The organism is Bacillus sp. D386, assembly GCF_006346415.1.
In genome coordinates this window covers 38,746-64,059 of the sequence record NZ_VEMV01000007.1, presented here as the reverse complement: position 1 = coordinate 64,059, position 25,314 = coordinate 38,746, and the positions used below count along the sequence as shown (strand labels likewise).

General features: G+C 38.7%; 26 protein-coding genes and 1 other annotated feature. Of the genes, 8 read left to right on the top strand and 18 right to left on the bottom strand.

The window, feature by feature from the left end:
• Positions 1 to 14 precede the first annotated feature (14 nt).
• Entirely contained in the window at positions 15 to 1,091 is a 1,077-nt protein-coding gene (locus FHY45_RS19070; protein WP_066109090.1) for a M42 family metallopeptidase, read from the bottom strand.
• A 198-nt stretch (positions 1,092 to 1,289) separates the two neighbouring features.
• Here FHY45_RS19070 and FHY45_RS19065 point away from each other — a divergent pair, with 198 nt between their 5' ends.
• A complete protein-coding gene (locus FHY45_RS19065; RefSeq protein WP_139892783.1) occupies positions 1,290 to 1,610 on the top strand; it encodes a hypothetical protein in 321 nt (106 codons plus the stop codon).
• A 293-nt stretch (positions 1,611 to 1,903) separates the two neighbouring features.
• Here the strand turns inward: FHY45_RS19065 and FHY45_RS19060 are convergent, their stop codons facing one another.
• Both FHY45_RS19060 and trmB read right to left on the bottom strand, forming a co-directional pair.
• Positions 1,904 to 2,755 carry a YtnP family quorum-quenching lactonase gene (locus FHY45_RS19060; protein WP_066109096.1) on the bottom strand — a complete coding sequence of 284 codons (852 nt, stop codon included), beginning with the start codon at positions 2,753 to 2,755 and terminating at the stop codon, positions 1,904 to 1,906.
• Between the two features lie 52 nt (positions 2,756 to 2,807).
• Entirely contained in the window at positions 2,808 to 3,443 is a 636-nt protein-coding gene (gene trmB, locus FHY45_RS19055) for a tRNA (guanosine(46)-N7)-methyltransferase TrmB (protein ID WP_066109099.1), read from the bottom strand.
• A gap of 173 nt (positions 3,444 to 3,616) precedes the next feature.
• Here trmB and FHY45_RS19050 point away from each other — a divergent pair, with 173 nt between their 5' ends.
• Positions 3,617 to 3,895: a YtzH-like family protein gene (locus tag FHY45_RS19050; RefSeq protein WP_257469191.1), complete on the top strand. Its 279-nt coding sequence runs from the start codon at positions 3,617 to 3,619 to the stop codon at positions 3,893 to 3,895.
• Here the strand turns inward: FHY45_RS19050 and FHY45_RS19045 are convergent.
• The 7 genes from FHY45_RS19045 to pepV all read right to left on the bottom strand — a co-directional run bounded on the left by FHY45_RS19045 (position 3,883) and on the right by pepV (position 11,978).
• The gene (locus FHY45_RS19045) at positions 3,883 to 4,659 is read right to left on the bottom strand and encodes a phosphotransferase family protein (protein ID WP_066109102.1); all 777 of its coding nucleotides are present in this window, start codon (positions 4,657 to 4,659) and stop codon (positions 3,883 to 3,885) included. The two genes, FHY45_RS19050 and FHY45_RS19045, sit on opposite strands and share 13 nt — an antisense overlap.
• A gap of 142 nt (positions 4,660 to 4,801) precedes the next feature.
• Positions 4,802 to 6,937, bottom strand: coding sequence for a type I pullulanase (gene pulA, locus FHY45_RS19040; RefSeq protein WP_180350022.1), 2,136 nt, complete (start codon positions 6,935 to 6,937; stop codon positions 4,802 to 4,804).
• 5 nt (positions 6,938 to 6,942) lie between these two features.
• Positions 6,943 to 7,905 carry a diacylglycerol/lipid kinase family protein gene (locus FHY45_RS19035; protein WP_139892781.1) on the bottom strand — a complete coding sequence of 321 codons (963 nt, stop codon included), beginning with the start codon at positions 7,903 to 7,905 and terminating at the stop codon, positions 6,943 to 6,945.
• Positions 7,883 to 8,878, bottom strand: a complete 996-nt coding sequence (locus FHY45_RS19030) for an NERD domain-containing protein (protein WP_066109106.1) — start codon at positions 8,876 to 8,878, stop codon at positions 7,883 to 7,885. The genes FHY45_RS19035 and FHY45_RS19030 overlap by 23 nt, the downstream gene beginning before the upstream one ends.
• 124 nt (positions 8,879 to 9,002) lie before the next feature.
• On the bottom strand, positions 9,003 to 9,563 hold the full coding sequence (gene thpR, locus FHY45_RS19025; RefSeq protein WP_066109270.1) for an RNA 2',3'-cyclic phosphodiesterase: 561 nt from the start codon (positions 9,561 to 9,563) through the stop codon (positions 9,003 to 9,005).
• Between the two features lie 125 nt (positions 9,564 to 9,688).
• The gene (gene dat, locus FHY45_RS19020) at positions 9,689 to 10,543 is read right to left on the bottom strand and encodes a D-amino-acid transaminase (protein ID WP_066109109.1); all 855 of its coding nucleotides are present in this window, start codon (positions 10,541 to 10,543) and stop codon (positions 9,689 to 9,691) included.
• Between the two features lie 25 nt (positions 10,544 to 10,568).
• The gene (pepV, locus tag FHY45_RS19015; RefSeq protein WP_066109114.1) at positions 10,569 to 11,978 is read right to left on the bottom strand and encodes a dipeptidase PepV; all 1,410 of its coding nucleotides are present in this window, start codon (positions 11,976 to 11,978) and stop codon (positions 10,569 to 10,571) included.
• Positions 11,979 to 12,354: 376 nt separating this feature from the next.
• On the opposite strand from pepV, the gene FHY45_RS19010 reads away from it, so the two are divergent.
• On the top strand, positions 12,355 to 12,576 hold the full coding sequence (locus FHY45_RS19010) for a DeoR family transcriptional regulator (protein ID WP_049669825.1): 222 nt from the start codon (positions 12,355 to 12,357) through the stop codon (positions 12,574 to 12,576).
• Positions 12,577 to 12,615: 39 nt separating this feature from the next.
• Here FHY45_RS19010 and FHY45_RS19005 read toward each other — a convergent pair whose 3' ends face one another.
• Positions 12,616 to 13,347: a pseudouridine synthase gene (locus tag FHY45_RS19005; RefSeq protein WP_066109117.1), complete on the bottom strand. Its 732-nt coding sequence runs from the start codon at positions 13,345 to 13,347 to the stop codon at positions 12,616 to 12,618.
• Between the two features lie 71 nt (positions 13,348 to 13,418).
• Between FHY45_RS19005 and FHY45_RS19000 the strand changes: the two genes are divergently transcribed.
• Positions 13,419 to 13,634 (top strand): hypothetical protein, encoded by a 216-nt coding sequence (locus FHY45_RS19000; RefSeq protein WP_066109121.1) that lies wholly within the window; start codon positions 13,419 to 13,421, stop codon positions 13,632 to 13,634.
• Between the two features lie 66 nt (positions 13,635 to 13,700).
• Here FHY45_RS19000 and FHY45_RS18995 read toward each other — a convergent pair whose 3' ends face one another.
• Positions 13,701 to 15,323, bottom strand: a complete 1,623-nt coding sequence (locus tag FHY45_RS18995; RefSeq protein WP_066109124.1) for a putative polysaccharide biosynthesis protein — start codon at positions 15,321 to 15,323, stop codon at positions 13,701 to 13,703.
• A gap of 202 nt (positions 15,324 to 15,525) precedes the next feature.
• On the opposite strand from FHY45_RS18995, the gene FHY45_RS18990 reads away from it, so the two are divergent.
• Positions 15,526 to 16,797, top strand: coding sequence for a BaiN/RdsA family NAD(P)/FAD-dependent oxidoreductase (locus FHY45_RS18990; protein ID WP_139892780.1), 1,272 nt, complete (start codon positions 15,526 to 15,528; stop codon positions 16,795 to 16,797).
• A gap of 15 nt (positions 16,798 to 16,812) precedes the next feature.
• On the top strand, positions 16,813 to 17,280 hold the full coding sequence (locus FHY45_RS18985; RefSeq protein WP_225983619.1) for a VanZ family protein: 468 nt from the start codon (positions 16,813 to 16,815) through the stop codon (positions 17,278 to 17,280).
• A gap of 217 nt (positions 17,281 to 17,497) precedes the next feature.
• Here FHY45_RS18985 and FHY45_RS18980 read toward each other — a convergent pair whose 3' ends face one another.
• From FHY45_RS18980 to FHY45_RS18965, 4 genes are all read right to left on the bottom strand, one after another.
• A complete protein-coding gene (locus FHY45_RS18980) occupies positions 17,498 to 17,683 on the bottom strand; it encodes a sporulation protein Cse60 (protein ID WP_066109131.1) in 186 nt (61 codons plus the stop codon).
• Positions 17,684 to 17,741: 58 nt separating this feature from the next.
• Positions 17,742 to 18,050 (bottom strand): rhodanese-like domain-containing protein, encoded by a 309-nt coding sequence (locus FHY45_RS18975; RefSeq protein WP_066109134.1) that lies wholly within the window; start codon positions 18,048 to 18,050, stop codon positions 17,742 to 17,744.
• Between the two features lie 65 nt (positions 18,051 to 18,115).
• Positions 18,116 to 20,527, bottom strand: a complete 2,412-nt coding sequence (leuS, locus tag FHY45_RS18970; protein WP_066109137.1) for a leucine--tRNA ligase — start codon at positions 20,525 to 20,527, stop codon at positions 18,116 to 18,118.
• Positions 20,528 to 20,594: 67 nt separating this feature from the next.
• Positions 20,595 to 20,818 (bottom strand) — a binding site (T-box leader).
• 604 nt (positions 20,819 to 21,422) lie between these two features.
• A complete protein-coding gene (locus FHY45_RS18965) occupies positions 21,423 to 21,686 on the bottom strand; it encodes a YtzC family protein (RefSeq protein WP_066109143.1) in 264 nt (87 codons plus the stop codon).
• Between the two features lie 184 nt (positions 21,687 to 21,870).
• Here FHY45_RS18965 and mnmL point away from each other — a divergent pair, with 184 nt between their 5' ends.
• Positions 21,871 to 22,845 carry a tRNA modification radical SAM protein MnmL/YtqA gene (mnmL, locus tag FHY45_RS18960; protein ID WP_066109146.1) on the top strand — a complete coding sequence of 325 codons (975 nt, stop codon included), beginning with the start codon at positions 21,871 to 21,873 and terminating at the stop codon, positions 22,843 to 22,845.
• Positions 22,835 to 23,401, top strand: a complete 567-nt coding sequence (gene mnmM, locus FHY45_RS18955; RefSeq protein ID WP_066109149.1) for a tRNA 5-(aminomethyl)-2-thiouridylate-methyltransferase MnmM — start codon at positions 22,835 to 22,837, stop codon at positions 23,399 to 23,401. Before mnmL ends, mnmM begins: the two co-directional genes overlap by 11 nt.
• 41 nt (positions 23,402 to 23,442) lie before the next feature.
• Here the strand turns inward: mnmM and FHY45_RS18950 are convergent, their stop codons facing one another.
• Together FHY45_RS18950 and FHY45_RS18945 are read right to left on the bottom strand one after the other, a co-directional pair.
• Positions 23,443 to 24,234 (bottom strand): ABC transporter ATP-binding protein, encoded by a 792-nt coding sequence (locus FHY45_RS18950; RefSeq protein ID WP_139892779.1) that lies wholly within the window; start codon positions 24,232 to 24,234, stop codon positions 23,443 to 23,445.
• The gene (locus tag FHY45_RS18945) at positions 24,228 to 25,280 is read right to left on the bottom strand and encodes a FecCD family ABC transporter permease (protein ID WP_066109155.1); all 1,053 of its coding nucleotides are present in this window, start codon (positions 25,278 to 25,280) and stop codon (positions 24,228 to 24,230) included. The genes FHY45_RS18950 and FHY45_RS18945 overlap by 7 nt, the downstream gene beginning before the upstream one ends.
• Between the last annotated feature and the right edge of the window lie 34 nt (positions 25,281 to 25,314).

The following is a 25,314-nucleotide window of genomic DNA, read 5'->3' as shown; positions in this document are numbered from 1 at the left end:
TCTCAACTCTTTTATTAACCGTTTTGTTTAATCGTTTCAACGGTTGTTTTATCACAGCTTCTAACTAATTTAACCAATAATTCTTTTGCTGCAGCATAGTCATCAATATGAATAATGGAGGCATGCGTATGGATATACCGTGAACATATACCAATTACGGCACTTGGTATACCGCGATTTGTAATATGTACTTTCCCTGCATCTGTCCCCCCATTTGGAGCAACAAAATATTGATACGGAATATGATTCGATTCCGCAGTATCCAAGATAAATTCTCTCATCCCTTTATGCATGACCATTGTACGGTCATATATTCTAAGTAATGGACCTTTTCCGAGATAACCGAATACAGATTTACTGCCTGACATATCATTTGCAGGACTTGCATCACATGCAAAGAAGATATCAGGATCAATCATCGTCGCCGCTGTACCCGCGCCTCTCGTACCGACTTCTTCCATAACAGTAGCACCGCTGTATAGGATATTAGGCAATGTCTCATTTTGAAGCTCTTCCAGTAGTTCAATCGCCAATCCGCAGCCATACCGATTGTCCCATGCTTTTGCCAGAATTTTTTTAGGATTGGCCATTTGAGTGAATTCACTATATGGGATGATTTGCTGACCTGGTTTCACTCCCATTGCAATTGCATCCTCTTTATCATCAGCACCAATATCAATCAGCATATTACCGATTTCCATAGGTTTGGACCTTTGGGCCTCACTCAGCAAATGTGGCGGAATCGAACTGACAACACCGATAATAGGGCCTGATTCAGTATATACCTGCACTCTTTGTGCCAGCAACACCTGACCCCACCAGCCTCCAAGCGTTTGAAAACGAAGTAACCCCTCAGGAGTAATAGAGGTTACCATAAAACCAACCTCATCCATATGTCCGGCAACCATAATTTTTGGTCCTTGGTCATTTCCGCGTTTCACACCAAAAATACTGCCAAGGCCGTCCTGAATGATTTCATCTGTGTATTTGGATAATTCCTTTTTCATAAACGAACGAACTTCATGTTCAAATCCAGGTGCTCCTGGAATCTCGGTAAGAGTCTTAAATAAATCTAGAGTAGATTGCTTCATATATGTATCCCCTTTACCATGTTATTTTCTATAATCTCTATTCTCATTCTACAGAATCATACTTCCAAATACCACATACATGGAGTTTGTTGGTTAAAAGATGGCACTATTTAAGCTTAAAATGTATAATGAACGGGAATAGATTAACCAAGCAAATGTTAAATAACAGCTATTACCCATTTGATTGGAGGAATATAAGTGAATTGGAAAACATTTATTTCAGGTGTTGCAGCAGGATTTGCAGCAGGTTATGTCGTTAAAGAATTAACAAATCAAAGCAATATTACTTCTCCTGAAAAGATTTTGTCCACTATTAAAAGTACACTTGGACAAGGCGGAGAGACCATCAGAGGCTCATGGATTATGATGAAGCCTGAAAAGTATACAAAAAATGAATTGGATTATGATGTATACAAAGGTGGGCTTACAAAGCAAGAAGGCCTTGAATCTACGCAGTATGAATTTATAGCGGATGCAACAACAGGAACAATCATCGATTTTTACGAACAAGTACATTAATTAAAAATGGTAGAAGGAGGAAAATCACTTTTCCCCCTTCTATTTTTTTATTTCATTAGGCGTTTCAATAAGATAGTAGTAATTTTGAAGGAGAATTATATGTTTTCCCTATTTTATGCGCGAAAGCAGAATTTATCGAGCGAATTTCCCCTCTTATGAGCGAAAAAGATATTGATTGAGCGGGAATTTTAGATATTGGATGCCTCATAACCGCAGCATACCACCACATTAAACTAATAGCCCGTAAAAAAAAGCGCCGATAAGTCACCAACAAGTGACCTACCGGACAGCCTTTATTCTGGTCGATTTCGCTCAACTTTTTCGATTATTCCTTTTCCGTCTGCATCCCATTTGATGGCACGGTAAGCATAATCATGATAAAAAGTGAACCATGCTTTATTTTCAATTCCTTGTTTAATCCATTTCTCTTTTGCATGTATGGAATCCATCGGGTAATCATCATAAGCCAGCACCCATAGAGGATTCTGATGGGCATGCGTTGGCATAAGGTCTCCCATATGAATTAATTGTTGATTATTGTCCTCGAGCACGATAATGCTGTGACCGTCACTGTGGCCGCCTGTATGAATCATCCTCAGTCCTTCAGTGATTAATACTTCACCTTCAAATGTTTCGACCTGTGTAACAATTGGCTTCCAATTTTCTTCCCAGTAGGTATTACGGGAACGAATATTGGGATTCTGAAGTTCTTCCCATTCAATTTTCGAGGTATAAATCGTTGCCTCAGGAAATAGGCTGATCAATTCGCCTTCCTGATAACCAGTCAGCCCACAGGCATGATCAAAATGCATATGAGTCATCAGAATTGCATCGATATCCGAATAGGTCATTCCGAGCCTGCTCAAGGATTCCTCGAGCTTGGACTCTTCACTGACACCATAATTTCTAATTTGTTTTTCCGACAGCTTCCCTTTGCCGAGGCCAGCTTCGATTAAATAATTTTTATGATCTGTCTGTACTAAGATGGGGTCCGACCTTAACTCTATTTGGTTCAATTCATTAACAGGATAACGTTTTGACCATAATGGTTTCGGAACCACTCCAAACATGGCTCCACCATCCATATGAGTATCTCCGCCATTCAACCAGGTTAATGTAAACTTACCAAATTGCAAAGTTTCCATAATCTATAAGCCCCTTTTTATAAGTGTGTTGACAGATCAAAAAACCATAGGATTAAAAGGAGACTTCACAACGATAAATTGGATTGCCCTTTGCTGAAAATTTTTGTTCATATTCAGTCATAATATTGCCTTCCATATCACTGTTGTGTAAATCCAAGCTCACTTCATTTAATGTCATCCCATAATGCGAGAAGCTTACAAGTGAGTATTCAAATAATCCTCTGTTATCTGTCTTAAAATGAATTTCGCCATGCTCCGGCAAAATTCCTTTATATAGATCAAGGAATGTCTTATACGTCAATCTTCTCTTTTCATGACGTTTCTTAGGCCATGGATCAGAGAAATTCAGATAAACACGGGAAACTTCTCCCTCTGCAAAAATATTTGGAAGCTCTTCGGCATTCACATTCAGCAACTTCACATTTGGAAGATTAGATTCCAGCAATCGATCAAGTGCTGTAACAATCACACGCTCTGCCAATTCAATACCGATATAATTAATATCCGGATTTTGTGCAGCCATACCATTAATAAATTGTCCTTTACCAGTACCTACTTCTATATGAATCGGATTATTATTCCCAAACACTTCATTCCATGAACCCTTTTTAGTAGTCGGCTCCTGAATGCAATAATAAGGATTGGCCATTAGCTTATCCTTAGCCCATGGTTTATAACGTTGTCTCAAATTTGTGCACCTCCGCTAAAATACGTAAAAAAAGAGTAGCATAACATTTCATAAAATACCATGCTTATTAGTTAAAACATAATAAAAACCGGCATATGCCGGTTAAATATGAATAAATTTGGCTAAACTTTCACAACCTAAAATTGAATATGAAGAGAAGGGTTGTGGATAATTTGCCATTATCACAAAATCATCATTGGATGTTAGTAAAAGATATTTTAAATAATCATCAAGAAGATTGCTGCGGTTCACAATCAGAAGTTGAACAGCTTGAGAGAACTGTTAAATCCCTGATGGTTCAACCCGGTCTTGATGTAAATACAAAAGCTGTACTTGATGAGATTTACCAATACAGCCAAAGCGGTATACATGCCGCCAACCTAGAAAGTCATATAGAAGCACACCAGCAGCAACTCTCTGGCTGGGTTCGAGACATTGATCAATATTCCTGAGCAAATTTTAAATATTCGATATACCGGTTCATTTCATGCAACCGGTTTTTTCGTTTGTGCAAGACTATATTTTGTATAACCTGTGCAAGCACATGCCATTTCATCCTTAACTTAAGGTCTTCAGTGAGCTCTAATCCGTATTTGGATAGCCATTCCTTCCAATGCTCTTGTTTAACATAGGAATATAATAGCATACCGATATCCATAGCCGGATCTGCGATAATTGCACCGTCCCAATCAATCAAATATAGATCACCATTGTCAGAAATAAGGAGATTATTATGATTAATATCACCATGGCATACAACTTGCTGGTCACTGTTGACATCCTGTATATGTCTTTCCATAAATTCAATCGTATTTTGAATACTTGGATGATTTTCTAATTCCTTATCAAGGGAATTTTTTACGGACATTAGGATTTGTGTAGGTGTTTGGGCTGTCTTACCTAGGCGTCGAAGCATGTTTAATAAAGGTTTAGAAAGATGGATTTTCTGAAGCAATTCAGCAACCGCTTCTTCACTCATCTCAGTAGGATGTAATTCTCTACCATTCATCCATTCCTGAGCAGTAATCACGTCTCCATTTTCAAGCCTCTTGGTCCAAATCAGTTTTGGCACTATTCCTTCAGCGGAAAGCACAGCTAAAAAAGGAGACGAATTCCTTTTTAAAAATAGTCTTTGCTCATCATGCCTGGCAATAAACGCTTCACCTGTTGCTCCTCCGGCAGGGGTTATCTCCCACTCTTGCCCTAAATAATCCATGGTATTCACCTTCAATAATCTAATCTATTCTGGCATGGTTGTATGTAAAAATAAAAAAGACAGCCATTGACTGCTTTTTTCCAATAGCCATCTTATTAAATTTTAGTAGGTTAGGGACACATTCGTCAAGTGTTCCTGACTATTATTCCTGAACAAACACATATGTTCGCAAAGGTTCAAGGGTATAATCTCTTATGCTTTTCCTGATTATACGGTCTCCTTGTCCATCAGCACAACTATCACAAAGAATATCCCATTCAGTATCATTTGGCAGAGTGATTGCTGTTTCCTTTTCAGCATGGTGGAAGATTACTAAAATATTTTTCCAGCTTCCATATTCACCGACATTTTCATACATCAGGGCATGACAATTAACATGAATATCGACAATTTTCATATGTCTTTCTATTTCTTCACGTGTTCGAAAACGGAATGCACCATGGCTTTTTCGAATTTGTATCAAGCATTTTAAATAAGATATTGTTTCATCATGTTGCTCTCTTAGATCCCAATTAAGTTCATTTATCCAATCCGGTGAACAATAACTATTTTCGATTCCTTGTTTTGTTCTAAAAAATTCCTGTCCACTATGCAAAAATGGAATACCTTGTGAAAGCAAGACAATACTTGTAGCAAAACGATGACGGCGCTGCCTTAATTCATTTGACTCCAACCCATTAGCCACCTGAAGGCGATCCCATAATGTGTGATTATCATGACATTCCACAAAATTGACTGATTGTACCGGTGTCAATGGATATTCGGTACCTGTATTGGTCACAAGCTCAAAGAAATCATGCGGCTCTACTCTTTTACCGGAAATATAGCCATTATCTTTTAAATCAAAATTACTTCCTTTAATCGTATCTCTAAAGCGATCATTAAAGAATCCAATACCCGTTAATTTATGAGCATTTGCAATCGTTGATTTTTGCTCAGCAGGGAGTGCTGTGTGTAAATCCCAGCCTTCTCCGATGAGAATGGCATCCGGTCTTATTTCTCTTACCACACGTTCTATTTCCTTCATCGTATCCAAGTCTAGTAAGCCCATTAAATCAAATCTAAATCCATCAACCTGAAAATACTCCAACCAATATTTAATGGAGGCTATAATGAATTTTCGGACCATAAATCGTTCTGATGCTACATCATTTCCACAGCCGCTGCCATTTGAAGGCATTCCGTTTGAATCATAGCGGAAATAATAGCCAGGTACGATTTTCTCAAAGTTAGACAATTCCTTTTGAAATACATGATTATAAACAACATCCAAAATAACGCCAAGTCCATTTTTATGAAGACTCTTAATCAATTCCTTTAATTCTTCTATTCGATTGAACGGCAGATGCGGATTTGTACTGTAGACTCCTACTGGAGAATTAAAATGACGCGGATTATAACCCCAATTATACTCCTTACCAATGACTGTTTCATCAACCCCTGAGAAATCATTAACCGGCAAGAGTTCAATATGAGTAACTCCAAGTTCCTTTAAATAACTGATCCCGGTTGAATATCCTTTGTTTGTTTTCGTATTTTCTTCTGTAAACGCCAAGTATTTCCCCTTGGCATCCATGCCGCTGTTGTTATGATGAGAAAAGTCGCGTACATGTGTTTCATAGATAATTGCATCGACATGGCTGTCTAACGTGGGAATTTTATAGGAATGTCTTTCGATTTTTTCGGGATCTATAATAGCGCTGTATTGGCCATTTACAGAAACAGCCTTCGAATATGGGTCGGTTGCTTCTCTCCAAATATAATTGACACGAACCAAATAAGAATAAAAATAACCCTTTAAATCATTATGAATCGTTAATGACCATACTCCTCTTTCCCCCCGCTGCATCGCCACAGTTCCTTTTTCGGCCCCAAAATCATTGATTAGCTTAACCTTTACACTGGTAGCAGTTGGTGCCCATAGCTTAAACACTGTCTTTTCTTTTGTATAGACAGCGCCTAAATCATTTCCATCATAATGATAATGTTCATCAAATTCAGGAGTCCGGATTACTGCACCTGTCCGAAGTCCAAAGGCTATTCCTTTATCATCCTCTATTTGATACTCTTCACCGAGCGGTATTTCAAATGGAGCCGTACATATATATTTAATGTAATGCTCTATTCGAACGACCTCTTCAACCTTTAATACGCCAATTTTTTGACCTTCGAAATAAATCGTAAAGGTCGGGGTTTCGTTATCACGATAATTAAGTGGAATTAAGATGGTAATTTTGTTTAATGCGTCCAAAAAAGCTGAAAACCTATCTGAATACACAATACTCACTCTCCTAAAGCTGCAATATTTACTTTATGATGATGCATATTAACGACTACCTTATCATTGCCAATATAATCGCCATCTGCATGAATAAATGCTGGTTGCTCAGAAGAAAGTTTTATATTCTTCCCTTGTAATTCCTGTACTCCCCTTATTTTGAGATGGCCGCCCCAAACTACTGTGACGAACATAAGTATCAGTTTCCATTTGGAAATATTATGTACGATTATGATATGAAAAAGCCCGTCATCTGGTTTCGAGTTTGGTGAAATCTTTATTCCACCACCAAAATAGGGCTGATTGGATGTCGTAACAAGCCAAACATTTTTATAGTTGAGGTCCCGGCCATCTATCGAAAGAGAAACATCAATTGGTCTATATGTTAACCATTTAATAAAAAAGAAATATAAATAAACAAGCTTTCCAGCGCCTATTTTATTAAAGTAATATTTTGATTTCGACTCATTTACAGCTTTTGTAACTGCTGCATCCAATCCCATACCCAAACTGTTCATAAAATACCCTTGTTTGTCAGTTTTATAGGATCCTAGATCGATTGGTGTCATTTTTTCACTATTTAGACACAATTTTTTAAATGCTTTAGTCGGATTTTTATCAATCTGGTATCCTCTTGAAAAATCATTTCCGGATCCTGCAGGAATATAAGATATCCTGGCTTCTTTATATCCGACAGCACCATTAATGACTTCATGAATCGTCCCGTCTCCACCTACAGCAATAATTAACGAATCACTCTCCTTTTCCAAAATTTCCCTAGTAATTTTACAGGCATGTCCTTCATATTCTGTATACCTATATTGGTAATGGATATTTTCACGTTCTAGGTATTTTTTTACCTTTTTCCAAATTTTTAAGCTTCCCCTATTCTTCGCGGCAGGATTTATAATGAAATTGAACTTCTCCTTGCTCATTAAAGCTTCCCTATAAACCGCTCTCTCTATCAAGCTCCTCCAACTCCTCTTCCAAATCCATTCTAATAGTGTAGGCTGTACTGCAGTAGTCCAATAGAGCCTGACCTGACTTAAGCTGTTGGTTTTTTATAGGAGACTGATTATTACGTATGCCCTCAAACCATCTTGCATAAGAACGCTTGTCGATGATTATCTCTGTATGGATGGCATTTACATCATCGATATATCCATTACGACAAATGATTCCTTTCCTGATTGGCATATCAATCTCCTTGCTTTCTAAGATCCTCTTAATGATTCTTTCCATACGATTTATGGATATATACGGGTTTAACACTTTTTTGTCTGCCCGATTATGATGTTTTCTTGTCCAAAACCTTCCCCTGTCCGCCAAAAATACGGCATCCTCTTCTGCTTCAAGAAAAGTTAAGCACCATATTTCCGTAGGCGTCATAAGCAGAATATCCAATTCTACCGGTGCATTTTTAAACTGAAAGACAGGCTTGTAAAGAATTAAGCAGTTATCAGGAAAGCGTTGCAAAAAATAACGCAGTTTCTGGTCATATACATAATTGGCATTTACTACAGATTTTTCTCTTAAGGTTGAACTCGCCCATTTAAGCTGAAAATTAAAAATCCGATCTAAAAATTGCTGTTTTAAATCGCTCTCTATTCGTGGGGGGAATTTCAAAAACCGTCCCAATTCCTGTTCTCTGTTTGAAACAGTTTGCCCTTCATGAACGTGAAAAGGTTCGCTTTGTTCTCTTTTAGTAAATATCTTCTTAAACGTCTCCGAGAGAGTTCTCTTTTTAATGGGATCATCCTGATTTTGATATATCTCATTGTTTTCTCCGCCAATCAGCCAGTCATTGATATCTCCTTCTTCATAAGCCTGCTTTAGTTTAGTCCACTGCTGTTTTTTTAAGCGGACAAACTGAGAGGAATAATGATAAATATCCTGTTCATAACGGGATACATAATCCTGCAGTTTAATTAATTGTCCCATCCCGTTTCCCCTGCCCTTTTCTAGTCTCTTTAAAATCTATATGGTCATTTTAATGTGCATAATCATGACCAATAAAGCCTTCATGTTTTAATCAATTCAACCTACCATTACGTTTATGAATATCTTACACCAATGGAAATTTAATGATCGGTTCATATTTAGGAATAGATTGGCTATTGGTTTGATATAGAACGAGATGCTGTACCTGAAATTCTGGTATAGATGGGAGAGAGTCTTCTAGTTGTCTTAGACTGTCTTTTTCCATTGCCTCCATACATCTTCTTGCTATCGTAGCATGCGGTGTAAACGGCTTTGTATCCAACTTAAAGCCGATACTTGTACAAGCATTCCATACGTTCTTCTGCACTTCATATAAGATCGGCTGTTTCCTCACATCTGCCCATAGAATTCTTGGCTGATTCACCATACCAAATGTACCCAATCCTTTAATCGTTAATGGAAATGAAACAAGTTGCTCTGCTCTTGACTTCAATAAATTCACAGCACCATCCAACATACTATGAGAGGCACTGCCAAGGAATGCTAAAGTAATATGATAATCGCTTGGATGAACCCAGCTTTTAAATGCATACATACGTTCTAATTCAGCAGCCCATTGGTGCAATGATTCTTTAATCTCCTTAGGTAATTCAATTGCAAAAAAATAATGATTCTGTCTATTCATCGGCCTATCTCCTTCATATTTTAACATAATGTCCATCCTTCTATTTTAACTATTTAGACGATTTTGAATAAAAATGTTTATTCAAAAAAGAGTTCAGGGTTAGTATTCCCTGAACTCTTTTCCATTTACTTTAATCTTCCGCATTCATTTTCAATTTTAGCAAGGAAGGCTTTCTGAAGCTTTCTTGTTGTAGTATATGGGGCTTTTCCAACCGCTTGTCCGTTGGTTTTTACAACGGGTATAATTTCTAATGTGGTACCAGACAGAAATACCTCATCAGCCGACATTAATTCCCCAGGTGTAAATGGTCTTTCTTCGTAAGGAATTGAAAGCTCCTCACAAAGCATTAAAACCAACTGCCTGGTAATCCCATTTAAAATTAGATTGTTTGCAGGATGAGTAATCAGAATACCATCCTTTATAATCGATACATTCGTATGACTGCCTTCTGTTATCATGCCATCTCTGTTTAAAATCGCTTCCTTACATCCCTGTTTAACCGCCTCTTCAAAGGCTAGGATATTACCGAGAAGGTTCAAGCTTTTAATATCGCAATTAAGCCACCGTTTATCTTCAATAATACAGACTTCAGCACCTGACTCCATCAGTACAACAGGACGTTCAGATTCTCTTGTATAAGCGATAAAGGTCGGTACCACCTCTTTACCTGGAAAAGCATGATTCCGCGGTGAAACCCCCCGTGTAAATTGCAGATAAACAGTACCGGTAGTCAGCTCATTTTTAAGAACCAATTCCTCAATAATCTCCTTAAGGCGTTTCGGACTGTAGGGTATCTCTATGCCGATCTTTTGTGCGCTTGCAAACAGACGCCTGCTATGCCCTTCCCACGCAAATAGCTTTCCATTATAAATCCGTATAACCTCGTAGATACCATCCCCAAATTGATACCCACGATCTTCTATATCGATGGCAATTGTTTCTCTTTTCGAAAGGACGCCATTGTGAACAATATAATCCATTTCCCCCAACTCCCCTTGTGATAGATTATCTTGTTAATTCATAGATAGCTTGTGCATACATAGCTGTTGCTTTTAATAAATCGTCAATCATGATGTATTCGTCTTTTTGATGAGCTACATCTTCCCTCCCCGGAAATAAAGGGCCAAAGGCAACCGCATTTTTCAGCGCACGCGCATACGTCCCGCCGCCAATTGCCAATAGCTCAGGTTCTTCCCCTGTGTGCTCGTGATAAATTTTTTGCAAAGTTTTAACCAATTGGCTATTTGCATCCACATGGTGAGGTCCCAAATGGGTTTTTATAGTCGCAGTAAATTGATGCTTATCAGCGATTTGCTCAATCGTTTTCCATCCATTCTCAAAATCATATGTCACAGGATAACGCATATTGAAGGCAATCTTACCTAATTCGCCATTTCTATATGTAATAATTCCATAATTAATGGTTAAATCACCGGTAATATCATCCGAATAAGCTACACCAAGTTTTCTTCCTCTGGATTCACTGCTCAAATACTGATGGATGAATTCAAAAAATGCACGGTCATCCCCACGTAAAGGCATGGTGAATAGAAAATCCGCCAGCTTAAGACCTGCATTAAGTCCAAGATCAGGCTCCATACCATGGACAGATATCCCTTCCATCGTTAAGATGACCTCATTATCTAACATGGAATATGTACCTTTTAAATTATGATCTTTCAAGTACATTGCAAATTTTTCTTTCCACTCTTTCGCCTCATCGAAATTAAGAGAAATAGTTGCTTTAGCTGCCTCTGGTACCATATTAAAACGCTGGCCCGCTTCAAAGCTTTTCACAACAAAGGATTCAGCCGGTATACTTTTTGATTTCATATCCATTGTGAAATCTGCTATCCCCTTTTCTGCATAGATAATTGGAAAATCAGCATCAGGCACGAACCCTACCGTTGGCATTTCTTCTTTTTCAAAATAATAATCCATACAGCGCCAGTCACTTTCTTCATCCGTACCCAAAATCAATCGAACTCTTTTATTTAAATCGATGCCCATTTCTTTAATGATCTTCATCGCATAATAGGCAGCCATCGTTGGTCCTTTATCGTCGATCGCGCCACGTGCAAATATTTTTCCATCCCGAATATCTGCTGAATAAGGGTCGCTGGTCCAGCCCTCTCCCTCAGGCACTACATCCAAATGTCCAAGTATACCGAGGAGCTCATCTCCGTTTCCCATTTCCAAATGAGCTCCATAGTTATCAACATTTTTAGTGGTAAAACCGTCTTTTTCTCCAAGCTGAAGCATAAAATCAAGCGCTTCCTTTATTCCAGGACCAAAAGGAATATCAGTAGTTGATGCAGATTCATCCAGTGTACTTTTAATTCGAAGTAATTTCTGGGTGTCGGCAATCAAATCATTTTTTCTCATTTCCACTTCTTTTTGCCAATTAAGATCCATAAAAGTGACCCTCATTTCTTTGTCATATCATTTATCGTTATTATATCGAATTTCAGCATGATTAGCATTTTTTGTTGAACCACATGACTGTGCCGTTCATATTTTATAGTGTAATAAATAAAATATATCGTATTGTTGTCATAGTGCCTGTATCGCAAAAATAGATATAGTTAAGTGAATTTTCATTTTATTTTATTGGAAAATATGGATTTAAAATTTAGAGAGGGGTATTATAGTACTAGAAGGACTTGTATTTTGAAGTCCTAAAAAAGGAGTGCTGTATAGGTGATAACTTAGTTAAGTGGGATGGTTAACAGCCTTTATACCTTGCAGGTTGGAATGTTGCCATTGGAAACTATCCATAAGGAGTGGTTTTTTGAAACCTTCAACAAACCGTATGCTTACCAGAATTAAGTCCATTTATATGTTCATCGTCCGCAACGGCACGGTAACAACCCAAGAATTAGTGGATGAATTTGGAATTACTCCACGCACCATTCAGAGGGACTTAAATGTGTTGGCTTATAACGAACTTGTTGTCAGCCCCAGTCGTGGAAAGTGGACCACCACTCAAAAGAAAGTTAAATTAACCTCGTAATGATTTAAACAGTTTTTCCTACAAAAAGAAGACCGCTTTTTAACGGTCTTCTTTTTCCGGAGTACGTGTATTCAATAGGTTGATCTCTTCTTCAGTCATTTCTCTGTACTCTCCTGTTTTCAAGCTCTCATCCAACTCAAGCTCGCCCATCTTAATTCTTTTCAAATACACTACTTTTTTTCCTACAGCTTCAAACATCCGTTTAACCTGATGATATTTTCCTTCTGTTATGATGACTTCTATTTCAGATCTTGGACCACTTGTAAGAATCCTTAATTTTCCCGGTTTCGTTACATATCCATCATCCAATGTAACTCCCTTAGCAAACTGTTCAATATCTTCCTCGGTTACAATCCCCTGAATAACTGCGTAATAGGTTTTAGGAACATGTTTTTTGGGAGCAAGCACCTCATGAGCAAGCTGCCCATCATTTGTAAGAACCAACAGCCCTTCAGTATCCCGATCCAGCCTTCCAACAGGGAATGGTTTTTTACTTGCATCTTCAGGTTCCAATAAATCAAGCACCGTTTTCAGCCTGTCATCTTCTGTGGCAGATATGTATCCGGCCGGTTTATTCATTAACAAATAAATGTATTCCTTATAGTTGACTTGCTCTCCATAAACGGTAATTACATCCTCATCCGGATTGACATGCTTTTTAGCATCGCTTATTTTTACATCATTACAAAGAACTGCCCCTGATTTAAGTAATTGTTTAACCTCTTTCCGGCTTCCATAACCGGAGTTAGCCAATAATTTATCAATTCTCATCCTAAAATCACCCATTTTCCTTTTTTGAATAGACTAATGCTGAATATAAATTGAAGGAGTGTTCTAAATTTATGGATTATCAACAACAACCCTCTAACGAACAAGATGATAGACAATTGCCACAGCCAGCCGGTTTTCCTGGACCAGGAGGCCTATTTCCTGGCTTAGGTGGAGTTAATGCCCGTATAGATCGGCTTGAAAACCGCTTTGAACGTCTGGAGCGCCAATTTGAACGCCTTGATCGACGTGTATCCCGGATTGAACGAGCACTTGGAATGCGATACTAATTATGAGAATGGCCTGCTTTAAATAATAAGCAGGCCTTAAAGTTAAACTTTCACATTTTAATTTGATTAATTCCCTCTCGTGAAACGGCTCAATTTTAGCTTGCGCAATAGTCCATCCGTTCGCTCTCCAAAAATGACATGTAATAGACCACTTTTAATGGATAAGAAAAAGTAGATTAGGACCCCGACTGGAACAGTAATCGCCACCCTGAAAACCGCATCCATCTGACCTTTTGAACCTATCCAGGAAGACAGGACCTGATCCAGACTCCATACAACCAAGGCCATAACCCCAGCAAATATGAGTGATAATAATCCCCTTCTCAGCACAGATTTTATTCGATAACCAGTAAAGTAATAAATTACATATAAATTAATAAGTGTACTGACCGTATATCCAATTGCAGTCGCATAAACTGCCCCATTCGTTTCAAACATTTTTATAAACGGAATATTAAGGCTCAGTTTTATTAATATCCCAGTCAATAAACTAAGGACTGTAAAACGCTGCTGGCTTATTCCCTGCATGATTGCAGCTGTAACAGAAAATAAAGCAAATAGAATAGCAACCGGTGCATAAACTTTCAATACTTCTGACCCTAAATCAAGAAATCCATAAAACGATCCATATACGCTCTCAGATAAAACACTGATTCCTACAACTGCCGGTATCAAAATAAACAGCAAAGTTTGGAACGTTTCTGTTAATTGTTGTTTGTATAGCTTCCAATTCTTTTCAACAAACGATTTCGTTACACTAGGAACAATGGACAACGAAAAGGCCGTAGCAAGTGTCATTGGAATAAGGACAAGCTTTTGAGTCGATACATTTAAAACACCAAAAGCCACATCTGTTGTTGCCTTTTCTCCAATTGATACCATCGCTCTGTTAAAAGTAACCGTATCAACTAACTGGAATAGAGGCATAGCCAAACCAACAAAAATAAATGGTATTGAGGAAACAATGATTTCTTTATAGATCTCTTTAAGAGATATATCTATTTCATTTTTACTTTCGCTCAAAAGTTTATCGAGATGACGTTTCCGCTTTTTCCAATACCATAAGAGAACAAGAAATCCGAAAACCGCTCCAATAAAGGCTGAAAATGTTGCCACACTCATAGCCTGTACGACATCTCCGCCCATTAAATTCAGGACAATATATGCACCGCCCAGCAGGAATATAATTCGTGCTATCTGCTCGATAACCTGGGAAACAGCTGTCGGCCCCATTGACTCATTTCCTTGAAAGAACCCACGCAATATACTTTGCGAAGGTACAAGGATCAGAGCAAAGCTAACAGCCCGTATAACCGATGTAACATCCTCAACGGAAAATTTTTGCGTATCCATCATGGCAGCCAATCCAGGGGCGCTAACATACATAATGAGAAAAGCCGAAATCCCCGTTAACATCATTATTTTTCGGCTTGATTCAAATAGCTTACGCCCAACTGCATATTCACCCATTGCATTATATTTGGCCACAAATTTGGCCACCGCGAGGGGAATCCCTCCCGTTGATATACTGATGAAAATCGTATAGGGGATATACGCAAAGCCGTATAACGCCATTCCTTCTTTGCCGACAATTTGATTAAAAGGAATAACATAAAACAATCCGAGTATTTTCGATAAAACCATACCAACTGTTAGAATAAAAGTGCCTCTAATAAGTTTCGATGACATGTAACAATCCCTTTCACTCTTTCCCTTAACCTGTAAGAAATATATTTTCATGAGTCTTTTTGTTTATTTGTTCACTATTCTGTAGTTTACTCTTTTCTATCCTTTTTGACAATTGAACTTCAATTTGTTTACGACTTTTGCCTTATTCATAAAATCACTTATAATAGAACATATTAGCATGTTTTAGAAAAGAGATGGAATAATGAAATACGATGTAATAATTATAGGCGGAGGCCCCTCCGGTTTAATGGCTGCCATAGCAGCTGCAGAAAACGGCGCTTCCACCTTATTAATAGATAAAGGATCCAAGCTTGGCCGAAAGCTGGCCATTTCAGGCGGAGGCCGATGCAATGTCACAAACCGTCTGCCGATTGATGAGATTATCAAGCATATTCCCGGTAATGGCAAGTTCCTGTACGGTGCATTCTCTGAATTTGATAATGAGGGAATTATTTCTTTCTTTAAGAAACTGGGAGTTGAATTAAAAGAGGAAGATCACGGAAGAATGTTTCCAGTTAATGACAAAGCTCAATCCGTTGTGGATGCAATGATGAATCGTTTGAAGCAATTGGGTACCGATATACGCACAAACTCACCTATAGCTGATGTTTTGTATGATTCAGGGAAAGTAATTGGCGTTCGGACACAAACAGGCGAAACGATCGAAGCTGACTCCGTTGTCATTGCTGTTGGCGGTAAATCCGTTCCTCACACCGGGTCAACCGGTGATGGCTATGCTTGGGCGGAAAAAGCTGGACATACTGTTACAGAGCTATTCCCAACTGAGGTTCCGCTCACGTCAGCTGAAAATTTTATCAAACAGAAAACATTACAGGGTCTTTCACTTCGCGATGTCGCAATCAGCGTAATGAATCCTAAAGGAAAACCATTAATTACCCATCGTATGGATATGATTTTCACACATTTTGGTCTATCAGGTCCAGGTGTCCTGCGATGCAGCCAATTTGTTGTAAAGGCCCTCAAAAAATGGAATCTTAAAGAGGTCGTTGTCCAAATTGACGCGCTCCCTGATTTAAATGAAGAACAGGTATTCCAACAGATTATTAAAATTATTAAATCGGATGACAAAAAAGCTGTCAAAAACAGCTTAAAAGGTTTAGTGCCTGAAAGATATTTATTATTTTTACTGGAGCGTAACCAGATTGACCCTTCTTCCCAGGGGGCAGTCATCGCCCATGAGAAATGGCGTTCTTTAAGCAAAGATATTAAAAAATTCCCTGTCCGTGTTAATGGAACACTTTCTTTAGAGAAAGCATTTGTGACTGGCGGAGGAGTATCGGTTAAAGAAGTTGAACCAAAAACAATGGCCAGTAAATTCATGAATGGCTTATATTTCTGCGGAGAAATTTTGGACATTCACGGATATACGGGCGGCTATAATATCACTTCAGCTTTGGTAACCGGCCGTTTAGCAGGATTAAATGCTGCAGCAAAGAATAATTTCCTGGCATAAGAAAGGATGGTATAAGTGCAGGATATAGCCCAAACGATAAAAAACAATAAGCTGTTTTCGCCGCTTATTTACATGTTGTTTTTCATCTATTTAGCCATCCTTTCCTATCTTTTGTTTTTTGGATACTACAGACAAGAAGACAGGATAGAATCTTATAATCTTGTTCCCTTTAAAACAATCAATATGTATATTACGTTTGCTGATTACTTCAAATTTAAAATATGGTTTTCGAATCTATTCGGTAATATTATCGCTTTTATGCCATTTGGATTTTTTCTGCCAATCGCCTTTAAAAAGCTGAGAAATTTACTGATTATCACATTTCTGTCCTTCTTGTTTTCTTTATTTGTGGAGACGATGCAGCTTACCTTCCATGTCGGTGGATTTGATGTAGATGATATTCTATTAAATACAATCGGAGGTTTCTTTGGCTACATGGTTTTCAAGCTCATGTATAAGCTTTTCAAAAAACCCGTAACCTAATAAGTTCAAACCTAAAAATAAGTGGAGAAACAAGTTTGTTTTCTCCACTTATTTTTACTATATTCAATTGTAATTTTAGCTGTAACGATTGAGTTAGCAAAAATTAAATTCATCAACCTATGGATTATTTCTTAGATGTTCCGCTTCATCTGGGAATAGACTTGTTCCTACGGGTAAATATGAACCAAGAATTAATTTTACCAAAAATGATAACTACTCATTTTTTATAGATAACCATTGCGCTAAAACAATAGATTTGGTCTTCCTCATCCTCTTCACCGAAAGCTGCTATATTATATTTTATATCTACAATGCTGTCCTCATCTATTTTTCCGAGAAAATGATTCATCCCTTTTTCCAGGTCTTTTTCATGTTCATAATCAAACATTTTTACTTGGATCACGGCAAAGACTCCTCCTGTTTTTATATATCTTTGCCAGACTTTTATATTTTTATACTATTCAGAATACCATTTCCCCTTGCCAATGCATCATACCGCCCTCCATTGAGGCTGTCTTATATCCCTTCTCCTGCAGAAAATAAGCCACATTTTCACTTCTTACTCCTGCATGACAGATTAGAATATACTCCTTTTCTTTATCAAGCTCATCAAGCCGATCGGGTATTTCTCCCATTCTCATATGAATAGCACCTGGTACCATGCCATTTATAACTTCATAATCCTCCCGTACATCAATGATGGATAATTCCTCTCCATTTTCAATTCTGATCTGCAGCTCTTCCGGTTGGATAATTTTTATTTCTTCCATCTCCATTTTCCCCCTTTATAAAAAAGCCGTCTTACGTTTTATTAAACGTAAGACGGCCACACTTGTTAGTTTGCAACGATATTTACTAATTTTCCTGGAACAGCAATAACCTTACGGATTGTTTTACCGTCAATTTGCTCTTGGACCTTTCCGTTCTCCATTACGATTTTTTCCATTTCTTCTTTCGTAATGCCGGCTGGTACCTGAAGTTTTGCTCTCATTTTACCGTTTATTTGAATAACAATTTCAATTTCATCATCAACCAATTTGGACTCATCATATGCAGGCCATGAAGTATAGGCAAGTGTTTCATTGTTGCCCAGTCTGCTCCAAAGTTCTTCACTGATATGAGGGCAAATAGGTGACAAGAGCTTCACGAATCCTTCCATATATTGAATTGGAAGGATTTCCGCTTTATACGCTTCATTAATAAACACCATCATTTGAGAAATAGCTGTATTAAAGTGAAGTGCTTCCAAATCTTCTGTTACCTTTTTAACCGTTTGATGATAGATTTTCTCAAGGTGAGTATCATTGGATTCAGTGATCTTATCATTTACTGTACCGTCATCGGTAATAAACAATCTCCAAACACGGTCAAGGAAACGTCTGGAACCATCAAGTCCGTTTGCAGACCAAGCAATGGATGCATCAAGCGGTCCCATGAACATTTCATAGAGACGAAGTGTATCCGCACCATGGCTTTCTACGATATCATCCGGATTTACTACATTTCCTTTGGATTTACTCATTTTTTCGTTATTTTCTCCAAGTATCATTCCTTGGTTAAATAGCTTTTGGAAAGGTTCCTTTGTAGGAACAACACCAATATCATACAAGAATTTGTACCAGAATCTTGCATAAAGCAAGTGAAGTACAGCATGTTCTGCTCCGCCAATATACGTATCTACTGGCATCCAATGCTTAAGCTTTTCAGGATCAGCAATCGCGTTTGGATTTTTCGGATCGATATAGCGCAGGAAGTACCAGCAGCTGCCCGCCCATTGAGGCATTGTGTTTGTCTCGCGTCTTCCTTTACGGCCGTTCTCATCTACTACATTTACCCACTCTTCAATGTTGGCAAGAGGAGATTCACCTGTACCTGATGGTTTAATTTCGGTTGTTTTCGGAAGCATAAGCGGGAGCTCAGATTCAGGTACAGCTGACATAGTACCATCTTCCCAATGAATAATTGGGATAGGCTCTCCCCAGTAACGCTGACGAGAGAAGTTCCAGTCACGCAAGCGATAGGTTACTTTCTTCTCACCAATTCCTTGTTCTTCAAGCCATTCGATCATTTTGCCAATTGCTTCTTCTTTATTCAAGCCATTCAAGAATTCAGAGTTTACATGTTCTCCTTCTCCTGCATAAGCTTCTTTTTCAATATTTCCGCCCGCTACAACCTCACGGATTGGCAAATCAAATTTCTTAGCGAATTCATAGTCACGTTCATCATGAGCCGGAACTGCCATAATTGCACCTGTACCATAGCTCATCAATACATAATCAGCAATCCAGATCGGAATCTCTTCCCCATTTGCCGGGTTGATTGCATATGCTCCTGTGAATACACCTGTTTTCTCTTTAGAAAGCTCTGTTCTCTCAAGATCGCTCTTAGATTGAATTTCCTTTTTATACGCTTCAACTGCTTCTTTTTGCTCTGCTGTTGTAATTTTATCCACAAGCGGATGCTCTGGTGACAGGACAGAATATGTTGCCCCGAACAAGGTGTCAGGACGTGTCGTGAATACCGTGTAGGATTCGTTCGTACCTTTAATCTTAAAAGTTACAGATGCTCCCTCAGAGCGTCCGATCCAGTTACGCTGCATATCCTTAATGCTTTCAGGCCAATCCAATTCATCCAAATCCTCAATCAAACGATCTGCATAAGCCGTAATTTTCAAAATCCATTGGCGCATAGGCTTACGGATAACCGGATGTCCGCCCCGCTCACTTTTCCCATCAATAACTTCTTCGTTAGCCAAAACTGTTCCGAGTGCCGGACACCAGTTAACCGGTATTTCAGCCATATAGGCAAGTCCTTTTTCATATAGCTTTAAGAAAATCCACTGCGTCCATTTATAGTACTCTGGGTCGGTTGTATTGATTTCCCTGTCCCAGTCATAGGAGAACCCAAGTGATTTAATCTGACGTGTGAATGTACCGATATTTTTAGCTGTAAACTCTTCCGGATCATTTCCTGTATCAAGAGCATATTGCTCGGCAGGCAATCCAAATGCATCCCAGCCAATTGGATGAAGGACATTATATCCCTGCATACGTTTCATGCGAGATAGAATATCTGTTGCTGTATATCCTTCAGGATGCCCTACATGAAGGCCGGCTCCTGATGGATAAGGAAACATATCCAAAGCGTAAAATTTACGCTTCCCTACATGATCAGTCGTTTTGAATGTTTTGTGTTCTTCCCAATAAGATTGCCATTTCTTTTCAATCTCTACATGATTGAAACTCATCCTAATTCCTCCTACATGGTTCAAAATTGCTGTGCTTAACAATAAAAAAAGCCACTCATCCCTAATAAGTAGGGACGAGAGGCTTGTTATTAACTTCCCGCGGTACCACCCTGATTGATGCAGTAAATATGCATCCGGCTCGACTCTTTAACGCAGATGTACGGCAAACCTTACTCTTAGTTCAGGCTTGCAACTCCAGGGTGAGTTCATAATGTGTCCTGTTGACTTGCAGCGACCGTCAACTCTCTAAAAAGAACAACAATTACTACTAATCCCTCTCAAAGTTATTCATATGATTCAAAAAATATATACATTCATTGTATGTAAATCCGCTAAAAAGTTCAAGTCAATTTAGACTGTTTTTTCAATCATTGACAAATATAGCATCGATTATACAGGTTTGATAAAAATTTATGTGTGATTGGCGGGGGGAACTGGGGGCTTGATTATGGGCAGATTCGGCTCTATTTCCTTGTCAATTGGCTGGATTACACACTGATTCGGCCGGATTCCTCTCATTTTACTGATCTATCACTCATCGGGCTGAATTAATCCTTCATCCGGCTGGATTATGAGCAGATTCGGCTTTATTTCCTTGTCAATCGGCTGGAATACACACCCGTTTGGCTGGATTCCGCCGCATTTCACCATCACTCACCTCTCTATACAAATAAACCAACAAGCACAGCCATATAAACTGTGCCTGCTGGTTTATTTGCATTGCTTTGGATGAACTGTTGCTTTAGTTTGTTAGCCTCCAGATGCTTCGTTCATCTTTTTAGCCCTCTTTATAATATCTTAATCTTCACCGGCCTCGATATCTTGATTATTAATGCCATTCGAGTCTTTTGTTCAGGATTGTTATGTTAAAACGTCTCCGCATAGTGAATACCCCTTAGCGTCTGCGAACAACCATTGCATGCTGAATATCCTGAACCTGTATTTTCATACGGTTCAACATATCACGCTGTTGATCATTTGCACTATGATCCATTGCTTCTAACTCATTAAATGAATTTTCCAATCTGACCAATGCCTCAGTATATCCTGCTTCATTGTAATGCTCCTGTTTTGCAGACTCCTTATATTGCTCTTCTGCGAATTCAATTGCATTAGTACATCGCTCCATACACTCACCCATGGATTTTCGTGTAGCCAAAGATACCCTCTCCTTTTTTCATTGGATTGGTTTACAAAAGCTCATCCATTATCCATTATGCCCCTTTGAAATTGAAAAGATTAATGATTTTTAAATAGCTGCTAATAATAGTCAATTGGAAAGTATACATCAGCATGGTAAAATGGAGTTTATGTTCTTGAAATCTAAACAGGGGGTTTTTGTAATGAAACAGGTTAACCCTTTTCAATATGCTAGTGACGACAAACGTTATCATACATGGAATTATCATCTCCGCAATCAATTTGGTCACAAGGTATTTAAAGTAGCTCTTGATGGTGGATTTGATTGTCCAAATCGTGATGGCACGGTAGCTTTTGGTGGCTGTACATTTTGCAGTGCCGCTGGATCCGGTGATTTTGCCGGCAATCGTGCTGAAGATCTGCAAAAACAATTTGCCGATATAAAAGCAAAAATGCACCAAAAATGGAAGGACGGCAAGTATATGGCCTATTTCCAGGCTTATACAAATACCCATGCACCAGTCGAGGTGTTACGGGAAAAATTCGAAACCGTCATGAACGAGGAAGGTGTAGTCGGATTATCCATTGCCACTCGTCCAGACTGTCTGCCTGATGATGTTGTAGAATATTTAGCTGAATTAAATGAACGTACTTACCTGTGGGTTGAGCTTGGTCTGCAAACTGTTCACGAGAAAACAGCTAATATCATAAACCGTGCACATGATTATCCAACCTATGTAGAGGGAGTAAACAAACTTCGGAAACACGGTATACGCATTTGCAGCCATATTATTAATGGATTGCCGCTTGAAACTCCAGAAATGATGATGGAGACAGCTAAAGAAGTTGCTAAACTGGATGTACAGGGAATTAAAATTCACCTATTGCATCTCTTAAAGGGCACTCCAATGGTAAAACAATACGAAAAAGGAATGCTGGAATTCCTTTCGTTAGATGAATATGTCAATCTTGTCTGTGATCAGTTGGAGATCCTTCCGCCTGAAATGATTGTCCATCGTATTACCGGTGACGGTCCGATTGATTTGATGGTTGGACCAATGTGGAGCGTTAATAAATGGGAAGTATTAAATGCTATCGATGCTGAATTAAAGCGTCGCAATAGTTATCAAGGTAAATTTTATGTGCCAAGTAAGGATGCTGTCATAAATGAAGCTTGATCGTATCCTTCCCTTCGCAAGACTATTGCTTGAAAAAGCAGTTAAACCTGGTGATATAGCCATTGATTGTACGATGGGCAATGGGCATGACACCGTATTTTTAGCAAATTTAACTGGTCCGGATGGACATGTATACAGCTTCGACATTCAGGAATCTGCCTTGCAAAAAACGGAAGAGAGACTGATGACAAATGAGCTTCAGGAGCGGGTAACACTAATTCATGCAGGTCATGAGCGTTTACAGGAATTTATCCCAACTGGCAAATCTGTTACAGGCGCAATCTTTAATTTAGGCTATTTGCCTGGCGGCGATAAAGAAATTATTACAACCGCTCCTACTACGATTCAGGCTGTAACGTCATTACTCAAAATTATGGAGCCTGAAGGCATCATAGTTCTTGTCATCTATCACGGTCATCCCGGCGGAGACATTGAACGTGACGAATTAATCAAATTCGTTACAGAGCTTCCACAGGATACGGCCCATGTGCTGGAATACCGATTTATGAATCAAAAAAACAATCCGCCATTTATTATCGCTATCGAAAAACGTTAAAAAAGTGTGAGCTTATGGATGCTCACACTTTTTATATATAATCATTTAAAGTTCTCAGGGGTAAAAAAGATCTGCGGTGTTCCCGTAATAGGATGAGGGCGACTTACCAAATCTACCTCGTATACAGATGAAAGCAATGTTTCATCATAAAGTAAATCTATTCCACCCTCCGCCACCTTCCTTCCATCCTTAAGCAAAGCACATCTATCTGCATATAAAGCTGCCATGTTTAAATCATGGAGGATGGCGACAATCGTCAGCCCATTTTGAAGCTGGAGCCTCTTTAATAAATTTAACAATTCGATTGTATGCTTTACATCCAGATGATTTGTAGGTTCATCGAGAAACAGGAGCTTTGGCTGCTGGGCCAAAGCCTTTGCTAAAAGGACACGTTGCTTTTCCCCTCCGCTTAATGACGAAAAGTATGTATACTTAAATTTCAGCGTGTTTGTCTGAGCAAGACACTCATCAACAATTGCGTAATCCTCACTACGGTAATGATTAAAAAATCCCTTCTCCTGATAAGGATACCTGCCTAATAGTACGATTTCTTCCACCGTAAAATCTATACCCACCATATGTTCCTGACTTAACACGGCTGCAATTTTAGCCAATTCTCCGGTTTTATAGGATGAGGTCCTTTTCCCATTAATGATTGAAGTCCCTTCTTTATATTCCATTTTTCCCAATATACTTTTAATCAATGTCGTCTTACCGCTTCCATTTGGACCAAGAAGAGCAAAAAATTCTCCGCTCTCAACCTTAATAGATAAGTCCTGAAGCACTTGCTTATTTTTATGATAGCCTGCACTGAGGCTCTCTACGGTTAACATGTCAAATTCCTTCTTTTTATGCGTTCTTTAATCAGTAAGATTGTAAATACAGGTGCACCGATTAAGGCAGTAATGACACCGATTGGTAATTCCTGCGGGTTGATAATCGTACGTGCAATCAAGTCAGCCAATACGAGATATCCACCTCCAATAATCATGGATAATGGCAGTAAGTGGCGATGATCAGCACCAGCAAGAAGGCGAACAAGATGTGGAATAACCAGTCCAACAAAGCCAATAGCTCCTGATACGGCAACTGCTGCACCCGTTAATAGTCCAGCCCCGATAATAATGATTATTTTCTTTCGTTTCACATCGATACCATTATATTGAGCGGATTGATCTCCAAGAGCCATCCCATTTAGTTCACGATAATGATATAAAATTATGGAAGCTCCTATAATAAAAAAGGGAATCAATATACTGACGTGTCCCCAATTTTTCATAGCCACACTGCCCATCAGCCAGTTTAATACTTCCCTCATTTGATCTCCTGAGGATAGCGCAATGATAAGTGAGACCACAGCGCCAATGAATGAATTCATAATTATACCGGCTAAAATAATGGTCTCATTTGCATAGGTAACACTAGCTGCCTTTGTAATACCAAATACAATAAACAAGGTTATAAAACTAAACACGATTGCAACAAGCGGCAATGTGAACTGACCAAAAAGAGCAAATTCGATATTAAAGAATAGAACAATCACTGCCCCAACCGATGCACCGGAAGAAATTCCAATAGTATATGGATCAGCGAGTGGATTTTGCAAAAGCCCCTGAAAGGCAGCACCGGCAAGTGCCAGTGAGGCACCCACAAATAAAGCGATTAATACCCGGGGTAATCGTATATTCCAAATAATCATTTCTATATTTTTTGGACCGGTATAGAAGGATTCCTGGCCGGTCACGTTCTTCAAGAGAATCCCAAGAATATCTTTAAATGACATGTCCACGCTGCCTATAAACAGGCCGAGCAACGCAGCGAGCAGCAAAAACAGGATACTCCCAAAATAAATACCGGTTGTTCTATTTTTATTATTCATAACTTATACTTCAATTCCTCTTTACTCCTGGCGG